The sequence below is a fragment of the Arthrobacter sp. SAFR-023 genome, from assembly GCF_051965295.1.
Lineage (GTDB): Bacteria > Actinomycetota > Actinomycetes > Actinomycetales > Micrococcaceae > Arthrobacter.
The window spans coordinates 59,756-79,101 of sequence record NZ_JBQCMF010000009.1 but is presented as its reverse complement, the minus strand read 5'-3'; the positions used below and the strand labels follow the sequence as shown (position 1 = coordinate 79,101).

The 19,346-nt window shown below is 62.8% G+C and carries 10 protein-coding genes; 6 read left to right on the top strand and 4 right to left on the bottom strand.

What is annotated here, in order from left to right:
• Positions 1–121 precede the first annotated feature (121 nt).
• From ACTHQX_RS11320 to ACTHQX_RS11295, 6 genes are all read left to right on the top strand, one after another.
• Entirely contained in the window at positions 122–1,093 is a 972-nt protein-coding gene (locus ACTHQX_RS11320) for a hypothetical protein (protein ID WP_236808095.1), read from the top strand.
• Positions 1,094–1,598: 505 nt separating this feature from the next.
• A complete protein-coding gene (locus ACTHQX_RS11315; RefSeq protein ID WP_236808097.1) occupies positions 1,599–4,415 on the top strand; it encodes an nSTAND1 domain-containing NTPase in 2,817 nt (938 codons plus the stop codon).
• Between the two features lie 327 nt (positions 4,416–4,742).
• Positions 4,743–5,591 (top strand): hypothetical protein, encoded by an 849-nt coding sequence (locus tag ACTHQX_RS11310; RefSeq protein ID WP_236808098.1) that lies wholly within the window; start codon positions 4,743–4,745, stop codon positions 5,589–5,591.
• Between the two features lie 38 nt (positions 5,592–5,629).
• Complete coding sequence (locus tag ACTHQX_RS11305) at positions 5,630–6,091, top strand: hypothetical protein (protein ID WP_440174582.1); 462 nt, start codon at positions 5,630–5,632, stop codon at positions 6,089–6,091.
• A gap of 409 nt (positions 6,092–6,500) precedes the next feature.
• Positions 6,501–6,668, top strand: coding sequence for a hypothetical protein (locus tag ACTHQX_RS11300; RefSeq protein ID WP_236808100.1), 168 nt, complete (start codon positions 6,501–6,503; stop codon positions 6,666–6,668).
• Positions 6,668–7,372: a Fic/DOC family protein gene (locus ACTHQX_RS11295; RefSeq protein WP_236808101.1), complete on the top strand. Its 705-nt coding sequence runs from the start codon at positions 6,668–6,670 to the stop codon at positions 7,370–7,372. The genes ACTHQX_RS11300 and ACTHQX_RS11295 overlap by 1 nt, the downstream gene beginning before the upstream one ends.
• A gap of 1,128 nt (positions 7,373–8,500) precedes the next feature.
• On the opposite strand, the gene ACTHQX_RS11290 is transcribed toward ACTHQX_RS11295, so the two are convergent.
• The 4 genes from ACTHQX_RS11290 to ACTHQX_RS11275 are packed head-to-tail and all read right to left on the bottom strand — an operon-like array spanning position 8,501 to position 17,424.
• The gene (locus tag ACTHQX_RS11290) at positions 8,501–9,820 is read right to left on the bottom strand and encodes a TIGR02679 domain-containing protein (protein WP_236808102.1); all 1,320 of its coding nucleotides are present in this window, start codon (positions 9,818–9,820) and stop codon (positions 8,501–8,503) included.
• A complete protein-coding gene (locus ACTHQX_RS11285; RefSeq protein WP_440157661.1) occupies positions 9,817–14,310 on the bottom strand; it encodes an SbcC/MukB-like Walker B domain-containing protein in 4,494 nt (1,497 codons plus the stop codon). The genes ACTHQX_RS11290 and ACTHQX_RS11285 overlap by 4 nt, the downstream gene beginning before the upstream one ends.
• Entirely contained in the window at positions 14,300–15,724 is a 1,425-nt protein-coding gene (locus tag ACTHQX_RS11280) for a DUF2398 family protein (RefSeq protein WP_236808104.1), read from the bottom strand. Before ACTHQX_RS11280 ends, ACTHQX_RS11285 begins: the two co-directional genes overlap by 11 nt.
• On the bottom strand, positions 15,721–17,424 hold the full coding sequence (locus ACTHQX_RS11275) for a DUF2397 domain-containing protein (protein WP_236808105.1): 1,704 nt from the start codon (positions 17,422–17,424) through the stop codon (positions 15,721–15,723). The genes ACTHQX_RS11280 and ACTHQX_RS11275 overlap by 4 nt, the downstream gene beginning before the upstream one ends.
• Between the last annotated feature and the right edge of the window lie 1,922 nt (positions 17,425–19,346).

Below are 19,346 nucleotides of genomic sequence, written 5' to 3'. Positions count from 1 at the left end.
AACTAAGGAGAGGAATGTTCAACGCTGAAACTGCACCTGTGAGGGCATCAGCCGTGACGGAGCTTGCACGCACCGGGCACCGCGCGCTCACGGGCCTCGGGCGGAGGATAGGGTTGTCTTCGTGATGAACGAAGGCCTTGTCCACACCAATGCTGCCGATTGGCTGTACAACGCCATCAAGGACGTCGATGGTGACGTGTTCCTGGCCAGTCCCTATGTGTCCTCTGATGTGTGCAGGCTGTTGGCGGCTACCGGCACAGCATCAGACTTCCGGTGGCGGCTCTTCACTTGCTTGGACCCGACCGCGGTGGCGAACGGCTACTTGTCCGTCGAAGGCTTGATTGAACTCAAGCAGAATGGTGTCAACGTCAGCCATGTTGACCGACTGCATGCCAAGACGTTCATCGTTGGTAGCCGTGGCTTTCTTGGGTCAGCGAACCTCACCGGTGCAGGGCTGGGCAGTTCGAAGGCTGCAAACTTTGAGCTGGGTGTTGAGCTGGGAGCTGCCCAGATAGACGGAGTTAAGAGAGCCATAAGTACTTGGCCGAGTCGAGACGTTCGGGCCAAAGACTTGGAGAAGCTTCTCCTGCAAGCCCGTAGGCTAACGGCGGCAGAGACACCTGCTTCCGGTGACTTGGACCAAGACTCTGCTCTGGCTCTTGTCGAGCAGTTGCTGGTTGATGCTCGTGATGAAACCCGGACCCTGTGGCTCAAGTCCGAGTACGGCGAGCCGGCGCTGGACCAGTGGCGCAGCGAGTGGTATTTCGGCAGCCCTGCTAAGGGCCGGCCAAGCATCAAGCCAAGAGACTTGGTGTTCATTTGCGCACAGAACCGAGACTGTTACGCCGTCGTGGAAGTGACGTCAGATCCAGAGTTCCTGCCTGATGATTACCGTACCGAAAGGGGCGAAGAAGCCGATCGTTGGCCATGGGTGAGCCGGACAACGCCCCGCTTCGTGCCGGATGAAATGTTGGAGCTCAAGGCACACGAGCTCGTACGCAGCACTGGCGGGCTTCAGAACGGTCACATCAAGCTGAAGTTCGACCAGTTCACCTATGGTGTTCGTTCCCTCGCCAGGCTCGTGACGAACTAGGATTGGCAATCCGCATCTAATATGCCTGTCCGTGGCTACGGGGGGCCTTTTGTGGTGGCTGTGCCCAGCAGGAGCACTAGCTGAGGGATTACTTCGTCGTATGGCTGAAGCTATGCGGGCCAAGATCTTGCGGTCGGGATCAGCCGGATTCCGACTCGTAGGCGGGGCTCAGGACATGCCATCTTCCAGTAGTTCGCCTATGAGATGTACGAAGGAGGTGAGAACGCCAATGACGTTCGTTGAACGCCAGCCATCGGCTTGGTTCGCATATCAATGCTCGGGCAAGGTCGTGCATCGAATACCGGCTAAGCCGGCCGCCGAGGTGCTTTTCATTTCTAATTACGGGAACGGTTGGAGACGCTGGAGCGCGCAGGGAGTGGCCCTGATTCTGAAAACCCGTGCCAATCTGATCCCGCCGCAGCCACCAGCGGCGTAGGTTGAGCGACCGGCGAGTCCGAAGGAGCGGGTACGGAATAGACGCCGTCCACCGGCGAGAATGGTCTCTATGAAGACTGGGGACGACGTGCACGCGCAGGCGCCGCGTAGGGCTAGGGCCGGCGGCGGGGTTGCTGACAAGCTGGGCAACTCGTACGAGTTGTCGTGGGCCGTCCACTACGCTTTACGGTGCATCCAAGATGAGCGGCGCGCTATCACCCTCGAGGATCTCGATCCGGAGCTTGCTGAGGGTTCTGAGTTCACGTTCACTGATGAACGGGGCAGCGTCGCCGTCACGCAGGTGAAGCGTCAGCACAGCATTAACGATCATTGGACCGTCGCAGCCCTGCGGAGTCGCGGCATTTTCGCGGCTGCAGCGGGGCACGTCGCTGACGGCCGGGAGTATCACTTTCACTCGATGACGCCGTGCGGGCGGCTACGCGTGCTTAGCGAGTGGGCGCGACAGTCCACGGATCTCGGGCAATTCATAAGGCACCAACTCACCGAGCAGTTGAGTCCGGTATTCGATGAGCTGTCAGCTCCCGACATCTTTGGCAGCGCGGACGGCGCTTGGCAAGCGATTCGCGGCATGTGGTTCGAAGTCGGTGACGAACAGCAGCTTGTCAAGACGAACGCCATGATCGCCGCTACGGTGCTGGAAGGGGCGGCAGAGCCGCTGCTACCCGTCGCCGTCGGCGCAGTGTTGCTAAACAATCTCCGTAAGCGGCTCACGAGACGTGAACTGCTTGAAGGACTGGCCCTACACGGCATATACGCCCGCCACGCAACAGCGAAACGAACAGCTCATGATGAGGTACACGCCACAACATCGAGTTGGTGCCGTACCGTGGAGCGAGAGTTACTCCAACCAGCTATCCCGCGCACAGAATCCACGGAGCTCATCGAGCTTATGAGCAGAACGCGCCTGGCACTGGTGGTCGGCACTGGCGGCGGAGGCAAGAGTTCGGTCGTCTATCAGGCGGCGAAGGGCCTTGAATCAAAGGGCTCCGAAGTGCTGGCGTTCCGACTCGACCGTCGCGGAGCGTTCAATTCGACGGCCGAGTTGGGGGCGCAGCTGGGCTTGACTAGCTCGCCGGTTGCATCCCTGCGGATGGCCGCCGACGGTCGCGACGCTTTCCTGATCGTCGACCAGCTCGACGCCGTGTCACTCGCGTCCGGACGACTGTCCGAACGCTACAACGTCATCGAGGATCTGATCCACGAGGCTACGGCAGTCGAGGGTGTACGGGTCATCCTGGCCTGCCGCCTCTTCGATGTGGAGAACGATCATCGCATCCGCAGGCTTGAGGCCCGGAGCGACGTTGAGCGCCTCACAGTCGAGCCGCTGCCAGATGAGGCCGTCACGGATGCCGTAGAAGCTATGGGTCTCGACGCCACGGCGCTCACGTCGTCGCAACATGAACTGCTGAAGTCGCCACTGAATCTCGTGCTCCTCGAAACTGTCGCGAGCCAACCTGGCGTGCTCAACTTCACCACACGAGGATCGCTATTTGAGGCATTCTGGCAGCGCAAGCGCCAGACCATCAACGATTATCGCCCAGATGTTCGCTTTAACGACGTGCTGGCGCGCATCGCTAACACCGCGAGCGATCAGCAGGCCCTGTCGGTTGCCATCGAGATCCTCGACCCCGGAGACTACATCAGTGATGCCCAAGTGCTGGCGTCTGAGCAAGTCTTGGCCATCGATGGTGAGCGCGTCTCCTTCTTCCATGAAACGTTCTTCGACTACACCTTCGCACGGCAATGGTTGTCGCGGCAGCAGTCAATGGTGGAGTTCCTGTGTGCACAAGAGCAAGAGCTTTTCAGACGGGCTCAGGTGCGCCAGATTCTTGAACTGCTGCGTGAGCGTGATTCAGAGCGTTTCCGCACGGAAGTCGAGGCGTTGCTCACCGGATCGGCAATTCGTTTCCACATCAAAGAAACGGTCATGATCGTTTTTGCCAACGTAACCACACCGACGGATGAAGACCTGGACCTCATTCTGCGAATCGGTGACGGCGACTCGACTTTGACCGGACGTCTATGGCAGCAAATAGCGCGCCCGAGCTGGTTCGATGTGCTCCACAACCGCGGACTCATCGAGACATGGCTCGATAGTAACGATCAGGCGCAGCGCGAAAGAGGTATCACCTGGCTGGCAAACGCCGGAGCTGTTCACGGCGCTCTAGTTGCGGAACTTCTCTCAGCGAGACGGGATTCACCCGAGTACCTCCTGTGGCTCCGATGGCTCACGCAGCGCGCCGATCTCCACAAGAACAGACCCCTATTCGACCTCCTGCTGAGCGCCGTGCGGTCGGGAGACCTCGACCCGACTGACAAGAACCTCTGGCTCTCTGCCCATGACCTTGCTGCCTATGAACCACTTTGGGCAATCGACTTGCTCAGCGCCTGCTTCATCGAAAGCCCATCGGCGCTCGTGACAGGTCCAGACGGCAAAATTGGTATTCTCGGTTTGCACGACTACAGCGCCACTGAGCTCATCAAAGAGGCGAGCAAAGTGGAACCTCGAGCCTTTGCCAAAACTGTTGTGCCATATCTTCTCGCCGTCATGCAGGCGACATCCATGGAGGGGCGCCGCGACGGCCCACACTACGACCACCATTTCAGCCTCCGCCTGCGATCAGAAGCGGGGTTCGACAACGCTGACGATTCGCTCTACAACGGCGCGGCCGATGCGCTCGCCAGGTGGGCGCCAACCGAACCAGAGTCGGTCGAGCCGTTGCTTAGGACCCTCGCGGCAAACCAGCACGCCTCCGCTCAAGCGTTACTATTCCGCACGCTCATCGCCGGTGCCGCGTACTTCACCGAATGGGCGGCGGAGCTGATCCTCGAAGGCGGCAGCCGTCTTGAAAGCGGTTATCTCTGAGACGTTCACTGGCTCTCTAGAGAGCTTGTCGAAGCTATCGCCCCCCTCGTCTCCGACGAGGTCCACGCCCGTCTCGAAGACAAAATGCGAGACCTCCGCAATCCATACGAACGCTTCCGCTCGTTTGGCTACACCGCCTTCAAATTTTTGTCGGCGCTAGATAGAAATCGGCTTAGCTCCCTGGGTACACGACGACTTGCCGAGTACCAACGGAAGTTCGGAGAGGAGGTTCCACCGTCCCCGACCGGCATCATCAGCTACACCGTCGGCTCTCCGATCGGCGATGCCGCGGCCGCGAGGATGTCAGACAAGCAATGGCTTCGCGCCATGGCCAAGCACGACAACGACCGCGATCGAGGCAGCTCGATCGGTGGTGCCCACGAACTGTCGCAGACACTCAAGAACCACACCCAACAGGACCCTCAACGGTTTGCCGGCCTAGCCATGCAGATAACCCCAACGACAAACCCTGCCTATCCCAGCGCTATCCTTTGGGGATTCGGTGAGGCAACAATCCCACCTATTGCGCAGTCGGCGATATTTGATGCCATTCGGCACATCATGAGCCTCGGGATCACGGAATGTGATCGCTGGCTCGGGTGGTCTGTGCGACGCCTCCTCGTCGAGACACCTCTCGACATCGTCGAGCTAGTCAGGGACCGGTCCCAGCATGCGCCAGACCCAAAGGACAACTCACCAGTCTTCACCCCACAACAGGAGGAACGCCGCGGTCGAGACCTGCGACAGCACGGTATAAACACAGCAAGAGGCAGCCTCGTCGAAGAACTCGGCGACCTCCTAGTTCACGACGTACACGGAGAGCGCACCGCGACGGTCAGCCCTCACCTGGTCACGCTCGCCAGCGACCCGGTCCTCAGCGTCCGCTCCTGCGTTGCGCACACCATCGCGGCCTGCCTTCGACATGCACGGCCAACAGCCTATGAAGCATTTGAGCGCCTCATCGCGGCTAACGACATCCTCCTGGCCTCTGACCACGTCGTCAACCTAATGATGTACATCGGCAACGTAGACCCAAACCGAATCGATCCACTGATCGACCGGATGCTCGGATCAGGGAATGGAGAAGTACGCCAAGCGGGCGGTAGCATGGCTGCGTTCGCGGCCCTCCAGTGGGATCGCCCGCAGCTAATGGAACGAGCACTCGCTGGGACGTAGAGGTTCGGACTGGAGCGGCGGTCGTTTGTAGCGCAAGGGTGGACAGCGCCGCTAACTCACAACTCGTTCTCGCCACTTTGAGCGAACTTATGCACGACGATGACGATGAGGTTCGCAAGGCAGTGGGTGCGTTCGCCATGCACCTCAGAGGACGGAATCTGCGTCCTTTCGCCAGTTGCCTTGCAGACCTGATCGACTCTCCGAGTTACGTTCACGCTGCACCGCAATTGCTTATCACCTTGCAGGAAGCACCCGACAAGGTTGATGACCTTGTTGACCTCGCAGCACACCGCTTCCTCGACGTTTACGGCAGCGAAGCCGCAGATATCCGAACCGGAGCAGCTGGCGACTCACACTACATCGCAGACCTAGTCGTTCGAGGACTGGCGCAGGCTCTTGACAAGAAGCGCATCTCAGCACTGCTCGACATTCTCGATCGGATGCTCGAACTCGGCGTCTACGGAGTCGACCGAGCGATAGAGCAAGCGGAACGCCGCTGAGCGTTAGTACCGATCAAACATGAGAATCGGTCACCATTCGACGGTATGCCCCCGTAGGCTGACTAGCACGATAAAATTAGACATGACTGCAGCGGCGTATCCTCTCACCCAACTCGGCGCTGTCGTTCGTGAAAAACGAAAGGCTTCGACAGTCACAGAAAACGCAGCTTCCCAATCATGCACTTGTCAGCAGCGTTTTTCATCATGGAACTTGAGCAGGGACAACCACATGGTGAGTTGGACAACGTGCTTGGGTTAGGTAATGCAATACGAGTTAGCGCTGTCGTCGATGGGCACCAAGCGAGTTCCATCGCAATTGAGATTCTTGAACGAGTAGAAGGAGCCTGAGATGTCATGCGAAAAGACCAGCTCACCTTCCATGGACCCCGTGTCGAAGCGTCGAGAAGCTATGACTGAGATTTTGGCTAGCTGGGACCTCGAAGGTGCAATGCCCGATGTGACCGGCCTACAAGTCGTGCGTGAGTATGTTGTTGGACAGCTGGAGCTGCCGGTGGCGCTCCTCAAAGTTGCTGAACGCGCAGAGCAGCTCCGGGCGAAAGAGATCCATAGCGCATAATGGTCGAATTCGATGACCCGTATTGTTATCCCGGGACCGAGGTGCTGAAAAACAAGCAGGATCTCCGAGACCTTCAGCACGCGCTCGAAATCGAGCGCGAATACTCACTGTTGCGCCGTCGTGAACTTGAACTGGATCCCGTGCTGGGAACTTTTGGACTGGCGCACCTGCAGGAGATCCATCGCCGGCTCTACCAGGATGTCTGGGATTGGGCCGGGCAGCTCAGAACCGTTGAAATCACCAAGGGTGACTCGCATTTTCTGCCGACTCACTTCTTCCTGAACGCTGGAGAGGAGCTAAGCACATTCGTACACAGCACTGAGCTGCTGACAAACCCCGGTATCACTGATGACGACTTCATTGCACAGGCGGCTGACCTATTGGAGAAGGTGAACTTTATTCACCCCTTTCGCGAAGGCAACGGCCGCACGCAGCGTGCCTACTTGGATCAGATCGCGGAGCTCTCAGGGCGCACTTTTGCCTGGCGTAATATCAGCAAACTCGACAACGAACGCACTTCCATACGAGCTTTCAGAAAAGGTTCTGGTGAGCCTTTTAGAGTTCTGCTCGAGCAAGCGCTCGAACCTCCCATGGATGGTCTGTCGATCCTCGACGATAAGTTATATCGGGTAAGCTCACCGATCGGCGGTAACCCGGCAGCAGTCTCGACTGCGACACAGGTGAATCCCAAGAGGGACGAATAGAACCGACAGTATTGGGCACGCCATCTAAGACTCGAACATGGCCCTGGACCCGGGTTAGGGAAGTCGTATGCAGTCCATCAAAAGTGATCGCCCCTGAGTTCAGACGGTGGTCTCAGAGACAAGGTGCCACAGTAGTTGGCTTTAGAAAGAGAGAGTGTGGACAATGTCCACACTTTTCGGTTCGTATTGGGCTGTACAGGCCTCGGATAGGTCCGGATTCCGTATGTTTCGGGGGTTCCCAAGTGTTTGCAGGGGCTGGAATGTAGTTCGAGTCCCAGCTTGGGCACGTGTTTTCCCTGTTCAGGGGCTTTTAGCGTCTGAGTGTGGACAAATTGTGTTGTGAAGGGCCCCTTCGGGGGCCTTTCTTATTGGTGGCCGGCGGTGTGGCCTGTTGCCTCCTTAGCTTCCTGGATCGACGTGTCGTTGTTCCATGCCTGTTCATGGGTGTTCATGGCGCGGCTGGCATGATTGAGAAAAATTCGATGTGAGCTGCTTCGTTGCTTCGTTCGTTGTTCACCGGATTCCTTCTCCTCGGACTTTGTGGTGGTCGTTCTGCTTCTTCATTGCGGCTCCGGGTAGGGCGACGTGACTTGTGACTCTGGCTGCCGCAACGTTCTTGCGACCGGCATTTCTTCACGCCGATGCCTCCTTTGGGGCGGTGGTTTAGCCTGTGCGCCGGTGCATTACTTGGTGATGCGTCATTCAGGCTGTTGCGGTGTGATCCTATTCAGGAGGCTCTGTCTCCTCTGTCCGATGCGTGCCGGTCATCACTATGGTTGTCGGTATCATGAGTGTGCCCTTTTCGGGCGGCGGCAAAATGGTCTGTCGTGAACGTTCGGTCGCGCGATTTGAGCTCGGTGAGCGAAAGGGTTGGCAGGTGGATTCAACCCTCCTCACGCGCTGCGATGTTCTGGTCCGTGGCGGGTGGCCTTGGGGGTGTGCGGGCTGTGGGGCGCGATGACGGAATAGAGGAGATAGTCTGGGACGGCCCGGCCTTCGCAGGCTGCAGCATCACGTCGGAAACTCAAGGGCGGAGTCAAAAAGAATCTTGACGCTGGAAGAGTTTCTGTACTGCCTGCCTGAACTTGCGGAAGCGATCGAGACGCGAGACGCCTCTCTTAGGAGCTCCTAGGAGTGAGCTGAAGCATGGTTCGTCAGGTCGGTTAGCAACGCCGTCAATCGTTCCTCTTCAAAAATGCCATCTTCTGAGGGTAACCAAGGAGATACGAGTGGTCCGTAGCGCCGTCCAATTAGTGCTTGCACCTCCGTCGCGATTTGGTCACCGGCAACGTCCCGATCGGTACTTAGAAGGATTTGAGCTCCCGCGGCCGCGACGGCGGACAACACCGACCACGCCGCAGATGATGGGCGCCCGTACAGGCACACGAGGGGCGGGCAGGAGGCTCCGAGCCGATTGGCCGCCGCCTCGATCACCGACGGGTTCTCGCACACCCGCACGACCAGCTGGTCGGGCTCCGTACCTTTGGACTGGCAGCGCCGGAGACCAGTATTGCTGGTCCAGTTCATCGCCGTATGGCATGGCTCAACGGTCATGCGTGCGGTCAGCCAGATAGGCTCCCCAGCCACGGCCGTTACCTCTGCGAGCGCAGGATTGGCGCCATTCAGCGGCAAATTGAGCACGAGGACCGTAGATGACACCTGGTCGCACGAGATCCCGACGCGCTTCCACGTTCCACGCCACGACCTAGCACGAAGCACCGACCCCGCAGCGTCGACGGCGGCGGCTGCCAGTGCATCCTCAAGTACTTTTTTCATAACTGCTTCGACACCCCCGCCGGGTGCCTCGCTTTGGTCGAGCCAGGCGAACGTCGCGGCGAGGAGGCGGGCGACCGCGCGACCTGCGGGCTGGTCCCGGTCGAGCGCATGTGGGTCGAGGAGTTTCTGTCCGGCAAACTCGGCCAGCCCAACCGTGTCGAGCTGGCTGTGCGAGCCTCCGGGCTTGGTCGGCAGTGCGGACCAAGCGGCAGCAACGACGCCTGCGACCGCCTGCGGGTCCGCGCCGAGCCAACGACGCAGGACGGCCAGCTCCGCAATGGGTTGAAGGACCCCTGCGTCGGCCAGCAAATCGACGACATCGGAGCGCATCTGCTCTTTCGCGTGGGCCACCAGCCGTCGCTCGGTCGGCTTGTCCCGCAGCGGCCCACCGACCTCAGTCAGCAGCCCGGTCAGGTCCGCCCCCGCCTTGGTGAGTGCATCTCGTAGGAGCCGCAACGTGACGGGCTTGCGCGAGAGCTCCCACGCAACGCCGAGCATCCGTCCCACGTCGTCACGTTGGTCCTCGACGACCGCAACCTGCACCCGGTCACCGGTCTTGCCTGCTTCGACCTTCTCCCGCACCTCGGCCAGCAGCGTCGCGGAACCGGGACGGCGAGCCCATCGCAGCACCGCCTCCGGCACCGCGCGGTTCTGGTTGGGGCTGACGGTCACTCCCACAGCCCCTGATGCTGGTGATGCGCGTCAGCGGAGCCGACGCCGTCGCTGTTCTCATCGTCCGAGGCCAGCACGGCCGTGGTGCTGTCGACGGGAGCCCAGGTGTGTGCGGCCATCGGCAAGCGCTCCTGGGTGCCGCCAGCGAACAGCCATAGGCCGAGGTCTACCCCGGGCAGCGGCGCTGGCGCCCGGTTGACCATCCAGACGGCCGCGCAGGGCACGTGCCGGGACGCGACTAGGGTCTTCGGGCCGGCGAGGAGGAAGTCGAAGTCGAACTCGACCAGCATGCCAAGCAGGCTGGAGATGTTGCCCGGGTCGAGACCGTCGAATGCCTCATCGAGCCAGAGCGGCCGCGGAGAGGTCTGCGACGTCTGGTACAGGGTCGCGAGCGTGGCCAGCAGCGGCTGCACCATCGTCATCACTTTCCCGCCACCGGAGTCCTGTCCGTGCCGGGCGGTAGTGAGCTCGGTCCACTTCTGCGACGCGCCCTCCTTCGCACTCGCCAGGACCCGCCACTCCGTGACGACTGCGAACCAGTTGCGGTAGTCGAGGTTGTCTATCACTAGCTCCTTCCAGTCCTGCCCGGTCGCGTGCCCTTCGTCTTGTGCCGCGCGGATCTGTCCTGCGAGGAAGGTCTGAACCTGCTCCTGGACCGCGGGGGAGTCGATGCCATCGGTCAGGAGGCGCTGGAGGACATGGTAGCCGCCGACATGCTCGGGGACCGCCTTGCGCTGCAGCCGGACGACGGTGCGGGTCGTGCCGGTCGGGTGTTTGGAGAGTACGACGTTGACGTCATTGATCAGTTTCTCGGTCTCCTTCACCTTCGCACGCAGGTGATCGACGAACGTCGAGGAGAGCAGTTCCTGCATCACCTCGTGCATCTGCTCGTCATGGAGCTCGCCGAGCTCGGCGGCCTTTGCTTCCAGCGCCCGGACCGCTGCAGCTGGCTCGAGCGTCGTGCCGGAGGAGTCGACCATGACTCGAACTTGCGGCAGGCCGGTGTCCTCGTCGTGCTCGATGAAAGCGGTCCGGCCGCCCGTCCGGTGCAGCGTGTTGTTCAGGGCCACGAGGTCCTGCCCGGAGAGCCGGTCGCGGAGCCGGTTGAGGATCTGGTCTCGTTCCTTGTCGCCACCGGTGCCGGCGGTCGTGTCGGGCCAGCCGCGCGGCGGACGCCGATCGGCGCGCAGAGCGCGGACCTGGTTCACGGCCGCACTCAGCGTCCGGGTCGCATCTCCCGTGTCGATGCCTCGGGCGGCGGCGAAGCCTGCGTCTACCGGGACCCACCAGGCGGCGAGCTTTTCGGTCCGGGATTCCTCGGCCTCGCGCCGCTTGTCCTCGATGGTCTCGAGGACACTGGTGGCCTTGACGACTTCCCTGCCAAGGTCCCGAATCCGGATGTTGAGCTTCTTACGCTCGTCCTCGAGCTCCTCGATTCGGGCGTCGAGCCGTTCAGCGTTTGCGAGCAGTTCTTGGTCCGTGGACTCAAGCGCGTCCTCGGCTGCTTGTAGTGCGACGTCGAGGTTTTCCCGTCGTGACTTGGAGACAAGGGCGAGGTGTTCGGCTTCGTCGGCGGCGGCACGGAACTGGTTGGCAAGCAACTGTTTCCCGTCGACGTTACGCTGCTCGCGTGCCAGCTCGGAGACGCGGAACCCGAGCCGGTCGGCCTCGAGGCGCGCTTGATGGAGTGCGGTTTCAGTCTCTGGGAGTCGGGCCACGATTAGGTTGTGCTCGGCGGCGTATTCGACGAGGTCGGCCTGCGCTTGGTCCTTCGCGCCCTCGGCCGCCTCGGCGGTCTGGTTTCTGTCGTGTCGGTCGCGCTGTGCAGCCTCGAGCTCGGTGGCTGCGGAGGCCAGCGCCCGCGCGGCGTCGATAAGCGCGATGTCGTCGGGTGCAGCCTGCGCGAGCGAATGCAGCCGCTCCGCAAGTTCCCGGTTCCGTTCGGCGTTCCGGGTGTGCTCCTCTGCGTCCTCGCGCTCCTTGTGCGCCTGTTCTCGTAGCTCGGAGACCCGGCGAGCGCGGGCTGTTTCCCGGGCGGACGCACCCAGCAGGCTGGCTCCGTTGGCGGAAGGGACTGCACGCCCGGTCGTGGTCGGCGTCATCCAGGAGCCACCGCTGGCAACGTGAACACATGCTCCCCGAGCTCCGTCCTGATTAGTACCACTAGCCCGGGTGTCAGCCGTCTCGATGGTGTCTTTGTGCCAGATTACCGAGTCGAGCACCCACCCTGCGGTCCTGGCTAGCGCGGCAAGCGGCTGGCCGTCTTGGACCTTCTCGGCTAACGTCAGGACCGCCCGAAGCCGGTCGTCGTCGGTGTGATCGGATGGGGTGGCGAGGGTGAGGACTTGTTCGTGCCCGTCGCGGTCAGCGGCCCAGAGTCCGTCGGGGGTCACCCAGGCGTCGAGGAGGCCGGCGCCGGCGAGTGCTGCCTCGAGGCCGGCGATCTGTGTGTCGGTGAGGTGGGGGAGCGGGTCGAGCAGTTCCCACAGTGGTGCACCGGCTGGCCCCGACGTGGGACGGGTGCGTCGCTGCCACAGGTGTGGATTGGTGGGAACGGGGGTCGGCTCGGCTTCGACCTCCGACGCCTCGGCGTTCAGTTTCTCCGCCCGGTCGATGGCCGCGGCGGCGGCGTTGTGGGACGTGATTGCAGCGGCGGTGACTGGCTCGAGCTCTGGGGTCAGCCACTCGTCACGGACCAGGCGCGCGAGTGTCTGCGCTGGCCGCGGCTGCTCGCACGCGGAGATGACCATGGCCAGCCACCGTTCACGGGACGGTGCGTTCGGGGGTGCCACCCGCTCGAGCTGGCTGACGGCTGCGGCCCAGGCTTCGAGCTCGTCGGAGAGCGCCTGGGCGGCGCTCTCGTAGCCGCCCTCGGCGGCCTCGTGCGCCATCTGGCGCTGGTGCTCCCGTCTCTCCGCGTCGGCGAGCAGGGCAAGCGTGCGCTCGTGCCGGTTGGTCGCCTCCTTGACCTTGTCGGCGCGGCGGCGGGCGTGCGCGACGTGCTCGGACCGGTGTCGGATGGCGGTCAACAGTCTCTGGCTGTCGTGAGCCGCCGCCCAAGCTGCCGCGTCCGGGAGGCCGGCGCCGGTGCCTGCGGTTGCGGCTAGCTCGACCTGGGCGGTGAGCTCCTGCTGGGTCTGCTCGAGGTCGCCCAGAGCGCGTCCGAAGTCGCCGTCGGCCTGGTGGGCCTTTGCCCGGGCGTCGTTAGCGGTCTTGGCGCGTTCTCCCTCGTCCTCGCGGGCACGCTTCGCCTGCTCGGTCAGATCAACGACCTGACGGCCGGCCGCGGCGGCGGCGTGGTAGGCCCTGGATGCGATGAGGGTGTTGCGGCGACTGGTCGTGATCCTGCGGTCGGCTTCGTTCTCCTGTTCGGCGGCCTCGGCGGCCTCGCATTCCTCGCGGGCCTTCTTCTCCTGCTGTTCTGCGCGGCTGCGTTCGCGGGTGACGCCGTCGAGGATGGTGACTGCGGAGACCAAGTCGTCGGCGGCGCGGCGGAGGAGCGCGTCGGCCCAAGGGTTCCACGTCGACCGCAGATAGGCAGTGACCGCCTCCTGTGCCTCGCGAGCGTCGTCGCGGTCTTGGGCGAGCTGGCCAAGCTGGTCCCATCCGTCTGCGAGCTCGTTGATTTCGGAGGTGTCCAGCGGTGGGAGTGCCTCCCGGATCCGGTCGACGACCCATGAAGGGTTCAGCCGGTTCCCGAGCTTCGGAGTGCGCAGGGTCTTCAGCAGCTCCACAACCGTGCGCAGGCGCTGCGGATCGGTGAATCCGAACAGGACGGAGGCGACCGTCTTGACGTACTCTTGGCCGTTCGGGTGCCGGGTCAACCCGGGCAGGGTAGGTAGGTCGGCGGCAGGGACAGTGGCCTGCTCCCGCAACAGCGTCAGGCCGGCCCGGATCCGTTCGGGTCCGCGGTGGGTGATCCAGTGCTTCGCGACGGTTGGGGAGGTACGTCGTGCCTGCACGAACAGCAGCGTGGTGAAGAACTCGGGGCCATTCTCGCCGCGGCGGCCGTACTCGACCCAGGTCCAGCCGCGGTTCAGCTGGTCCTTGGTCGGGCGTCGGTCCTTCGGGTCGTCGGTCGGCTCGAGGTAGTAGCGAAAGGTGCGGTGCGACTCCCCGAAGGTGTCGACATACCTTGGAGACAGGTCGCCGGTGAGCATGGTCAGGGTCGTCATCGTCATCATCGTCGACTTGCCCTGCTCGTTTCCGCCGACGAACTGGGCGCGTCCGTCCGCAGTCCAGTACTCCGCGGCATCGAACTCCCACATGTTCACCACTCCGGCGCGCAGCTGCTGCCACCGGTCCCGGCCTGGCTCGGGCAGGCCCCCGCTGATGGCCGCCTGCCGCCACGCGCGCAGGGTCTCGTCGTCTGTCAGATCGAGCGTGATGGATGCGCCATCGAGCGCGGTTACGGTCAGCGGCTCGTCGCGGCCAACCGTTCCCCCGTTGGAGGGATTATCCACGGTGTTGTTGGCGGTTTCACTGGTCACGTGTGTCCTCCGGAAGGTCAAATGCGGTTTGGGTAGCCCGATCGGCACGGTCGGCCTGGCCGGATGTGAAGAAAATTGAGTCGCTGGTGGGGTCGGGGAACAAGTCTGCCTGCTCGGGTCCAGGCATGGGCTCGACGAGTTCGGGGTCGCGGTAGCGGCCGGTGACCGGTGACAGGTGCCAGGATCCGTCAGCGTCTGTACGAAGCAGGTCAAGCCATCGCAGGGTGTCCTCGACTGCGATGCGAAGCTCTGTTGGGTCGTTGCGGAGGTCGACTCGGAACAAGTGCCCCTTCCACTCAGTGAGGTCTTCGAGAACGTCTTCGACCTCGGAGCTGGCGAGGTGAACGAACCCGTCGTCGTCGTGGTGCCCATCGCGGCCAGCCTTATCGGCCACCATCAACGCTGCCCAGGATTCGGTTCTTGCGGTTGGCCACACGACAGTCGCAGGACACTCGTCCTCGCGGCTGATCCACACGAGCCCCTCGGCGCGCGCTTCGATGGATCCTCCGATCAGTCCGATCGACTCGGCGGCTCGCAGGCCACGCTGCCCTCGTGCCAGCTCGGCCTCGTCCGGGGGAAGGTCGGCATATAGCAAGGCAGGGGTCTCGACCAGAGTGCGCAGGTGGCGGACAACACGGCTCGCCTGCCGCTGCGACTCCCAAATGGCATCCGGGGAGTCCTCTTCGGCGGAGGGGCCGATCATTGGGGAACGTGTCGCGGGCTCGTCCCCGTCGACCTGGTCAGGGCGGTGGAGCTGCGCGAACTGGACATGCTGATGTGCGGCGAGCGCGATGGTGTCCGGGTTGACGAACAGCAGGAGGGCTTCGCGGTCAACATCATAGCCGGCACCGATCCCGTGGCGCGTCTCGGTCCACTCCTGGACATCACTTACCAGGGTCGTCCGTTTGCGCAATACGCCCCAGAACTCCAGGATTGCAGCCGCCTTCACCAGCGCACGACGTTCAGCAAGCAGGTCTGGGTCATACGGAGTCAGCTGCCGGTCGGCGCTGGAGGAGAGCTCGGCGACGAGCTCGGACAGTTTCACGAGCGTGACTCCGCCCTCTACCTCCTCACACGCGGCCGCGAGCATGGCGGTGAGTGTGAGCACTCGCTTCGGGGGCAGATCTAGCGGCCGGGGCGGGGCGATCACTGTTCCGAGGATGGGATTGCGGACGAGCCGGATGGCTCCGCCCAGATGCGCGCGCCGGTAGTCCAGTCGCTTGCAGTACCCATCGATCTGTTTGGCGTAGCGCAGGACATCACGGTAAAGCTGTGTGTCGACATGCGCGGTCACCAGCGGTTGGCAGAGCAACCGCAAGAACGTCTGCCGCGCCTGTACCTCCTCGCTCGTTGATGTCGCCTGGGCTGGCGCGTATTCCGGGACCGGAGGCGCCGGATGGGTGGCCTTCGTCATCGCCTTCTCTCATCTTCGACGACCACAAGCTGATGGGCAGCTGTGCTGCCGAAGCTGTCGCCTCTGCTGCTGGTTGTGGGAGCGACGCTGCCGGTGAGGGAGGGTGCGTCGACTGCCCGGGAGACGCTGACCGTCAGGTCGCGGTAGACCAATCGGCCCTCGGGCAGCCTGACGACCGCATCGGGCGTACCGGCCGGCGGGACGGTCGCAGTGAGGTCCCACAGCCCGTCACCGGTGCAAGCGCGGACCACTGTCCCGGGCCTGGGGTCATGACCGCAGCTGCGCCGTATTTCCGCGATCGTGGAATCGAGGACCATCACGAACTCGGTCAGGTGCTCCGCGACCTTGCCGCTAATGTCGTTCCACTGCGACAGCGGGTTCCCAGACAGGGCGAGCAGCCGCTCCCAAGTCCTCGTTTCTTCACGCGCGGCTTCCGTGGCCGCCTGCCGGGCGGCCTGCTTGCCGGCGGTGCGGTCGTACATCCGCGAGGGGCCGCTGCGTCCGGACCGGGGTCCCTGCCGACGTAGCCGGGCCTCGACCGGCGCCGGGTCAGCCGTCCAGAACGATAGAGCGTCCGACCCGTGACCCGGATGAGGTGCAGGCTGGCCCAGATGGCGTGCTGAGAATAAGCCCGTGTAGGTGGCCCACACATGCCACGCTGCGTCATCGTCGGTGGTGCAGTCGAGACGTTCGGCAAGGTTGAGCAACTGGTTGCGCCTCGACACATGTCCGCCGACCGCGGCGAGCGCACGTTTGCCGCGCACCATCGGCACGATGGTGTCGCGCATCTGCCGGCGTAACAACCCAGCCTGGCTGGTCTCGCCGTCGAACCAGGACAGAACGCGTCCCAATACGGCCACGATCTCAAAGACGACCCGTCCGAGAATGTCCTCGGAAACGTCAGGTCCGGCGATGTGGAGCGCGATGTGCCGGAGCGCGGTTTCGGGGACCGCAAGAACTGCCCGGGCATCGCGACTGATGTCGGCAGAGTAGGTATCGATGCCAGCGCCCCACATCGACACGTAACTGGACAGCGTGTCGTTGAGTGCGGCAATCTTGTCCGCGTCCGGGCTTCCAGACAAGGCAGCCGCAAGGCGCGCCTGCCAGCCGTTAGCGGCGTCTGACATGTTCCGCATCGTCGGGGTGATTACGCCCCACGCGGCAGCGGCGGCCGCAGGGTCGCTTTCAACGGTCGCGCGCAGCTGGGTAAGCTGGGCCGCGATAACTGGCGGCGCCAGCGTCGCGGCGACGGCGGAACTGCTCTCGGCACCGAGAGAGCGAACCGCTCGGTGCAAATGAGCGGCTTCTTCGGAGAGCTGGTAGCGACCGCGGTGTCGGGTGAAGTCCTCGTCGGACCGAACCTTGTCCTCCCACATGACGATGACGCCCCAACCGGCGAGCTGCGCCAGGCGGTTGTCGAGGTTGAGAGTGTCCGGGTCGAGGGCGGCGGCGAGGGTCTGGTCATCGCCGGTTAGATGCCTTGCGAGGCGCTCTCGGATCAGCATTTCGAGCTGGTCGTGCGGGATCCCACTAAGGTACTGCGGCTGGTGCTCGAGCATTACGTCGACGATTAGTCGGTAGATCGGCGCCAAGCTTTCGGTGAGGTAGCTCGCGACGCGCATGACGCCAGGAAGGCCGATGGCCTTCCATAATTCCTCATGCGGACCACCTGACGCTGTCTTGGGGTCGTGAATCGGCATTGGCTACCTCCTTTCGGCATAGCCTAGGCTGACCCACTGACAGTGAACTAGCGAACCCCCGATTCCTCCAGCCAGGAGCGGCTCCGCTTGTCCGCATCAGTGGCCGATCGATCGCCATCAGCTCGAACCTGCACCGACAAAACTGCCGCGCCTCCTTGAAGGCGCGGCGGTCGCTTTGATGGTGCGGAAGGGGGCCAAAAATGGAGTGTACAAAATACACACATTTCGCCTCGGACTGGCTCGTACATCGGCCGGACTGGGCCGGACTGCTTATGTTTTCTGGAGTTCCGTGTGTTTCCAAGGGGTTTCTGTGGTCCGGGCGGTGTTCCTATCCGACGAGGCAGTCTCGAATGCAGGGTTGTCGCCCCGCCACGTGTGGGCCGCGGCAGGAGTGGTGCTGTCGAACCGGGCCTCAACCGTCCTGTGCCTCGGTGTCCCAGCCAGGTGGCCAAGGAGATCAAGAAAGCCTTCGAGAAAGGCGTGGCGTCGTCCAGAGTATGGCGGGGGGAGCAGTAAGCACGGGCTGGTGTTCGGGACGCTGCCATATGCTGTTTCTCGTCGGGCCGTTGAAGGCTGGCACGGGCCGGCGTCGCTGGGCCCCGCGCCTGAATGGATGGGGAGCACTATGGGAGCGCAGTGAGCTTGCAGAACACTTCAAGAAGCATTCGAACCGCTAGCCGGATTCGGACTGGGGAGACTCGGAAGGGACGTTGGCGAAGCTGATGGAGGACAGACTCCTTAGGTGATAGACGATCAGCGGGTTATCTGGGCGAACGGCGGACCGATGCCGACTGCGGGCCATGGCGCGTCGTTATCGGTTGTGGTTTTCACTGAGGCGTATTTCATTGTCGACCACGCTGAGGCCATACTAGGTAGGGGACTACTCCGGAAGGTGCCGTGGGCGTCATCCCCTGGACGGAACTCAAGGGCCTGACACTGAGGGAATCCTGGCTGCCGGGGAAGGACCGGATGTAGGCGGCGCCTCGTTTGTTGTCCACCTTGGCGATGCTTTGGATGTGGATGTGAATCCGGGGCGGTGGGAGGGGTACCCCGCTGCATCAGAGCTGCATACCATGGTGCTGCGAAAGCTGGCAGCGAAGAAGTGACCCTTGAGGGGACAGGACACCTTGGGCTTCGAGCGCCGATCTAAAACGGTGCGCGCACTTGGTCCGGGACCTAGCGCGATTGGCGTCCCTTCTGGCTCGCGCTCAGAGGTCAAGCTGATGAGCTCGGGCGAGTAAGTCCGCTATGTCGTGCATCCCCTGAGAACGAAGGTACGGAATAAAGTGCGTCATAGGGGGTTGATTTGAGCGATAGGGGCTAGGGTCGGCCCCCTTGTACAGCCCGCCACCCGGAAATGATGACAAGCCACCGCCGGGCAAACTGGAGAGGCCGCCTCCTGGCAGAGAGGACAATCCACCCCCAGGAAGCGAGGACATACCTCCGCCCGGGAGGCTGGAGAGGCCGCCGCCTGGCAGGGAGGACAATCCGCCGCCCGGAAGGCTGGAGAGGCCGCCTCCGGGCAGAGTCGAAGCGCCATCGCCGGGAAGTGTAGACATACCTCCACCTGGGAGAGTTGACAGGCCGCCGCCAGGAAGCGTCGATCGATTGCGGGGCCACGCGTTTCGTACCGTCATGGCACGAGGATGCACCATCGTCGATGACTGGGCAAACCGACGATTTCTCTGCCGGCGTTGACTAGACCGCCGATTAGCGGGATTCCGTAAGGCAGGCTCGGATCGCTACTTATGTAACGGCAGGGTCAGGTCCGACTTCAGGTGATGACAGCGAGCAGCAGCCGAAGACCGATCTGGCGGCTGCAACGTCCCTTGTCCGTTTGTGGGCCTGGGACTATGCCATCCCCGGGGGCCGTCGAGCACCCGATATGCCGCCGCCGCGTCACTGTACATGCCCGAACTCAC

Excerpts from the sequence above, each read along its gene's own strand:
- ACTHQX_RS11275 (WP_236808105.1), bottom strand. The coding sequence starts at position 17,424 with ATGCCGATTCACGACCCCAAGACAGCGTCAGGTGGTCCGCATGAGGAA.
- ACTHQX_RS11280 (WP_236808104.1), bottom strand. The coding sequence starts at position 15,724 with ATGACGAAGGCCACCCATCCGGCGCCTCCGGTCCCGGAATACGCGCCA.
- ACTHQX_RS11310 (WP_236808098.1), top strand. The coding sequence starts at position 4,743 with ATGGCCAAGCACGACAACGACCGCGATCGAGGCAGCTCGATCGGTGGT.
- ACTHQX_RS11300 (WP_236808100.1), top strand. The coding sequence starts at position 6,501 with ATGACTGAGATTTTGGCTAGCTGGGACCTCGAAGGTGCAATGCCCGAT.
- ACTHQX_RS11295 (WP_236808101.1), top strand. The coding sequence starts at position 6,668 with ATGGTCGAATTCGATGACCCGTATTGTTATCCCGGGACCGAGGTGCTG.
- ACTHQX_RS11315 (WP_236808097.1), top strand. The coding sequence starts at position 1,599 with ATGAAGACTGGGGACGACGTGCACGCGCAGGCGCCGCGTAGGGCTAGG.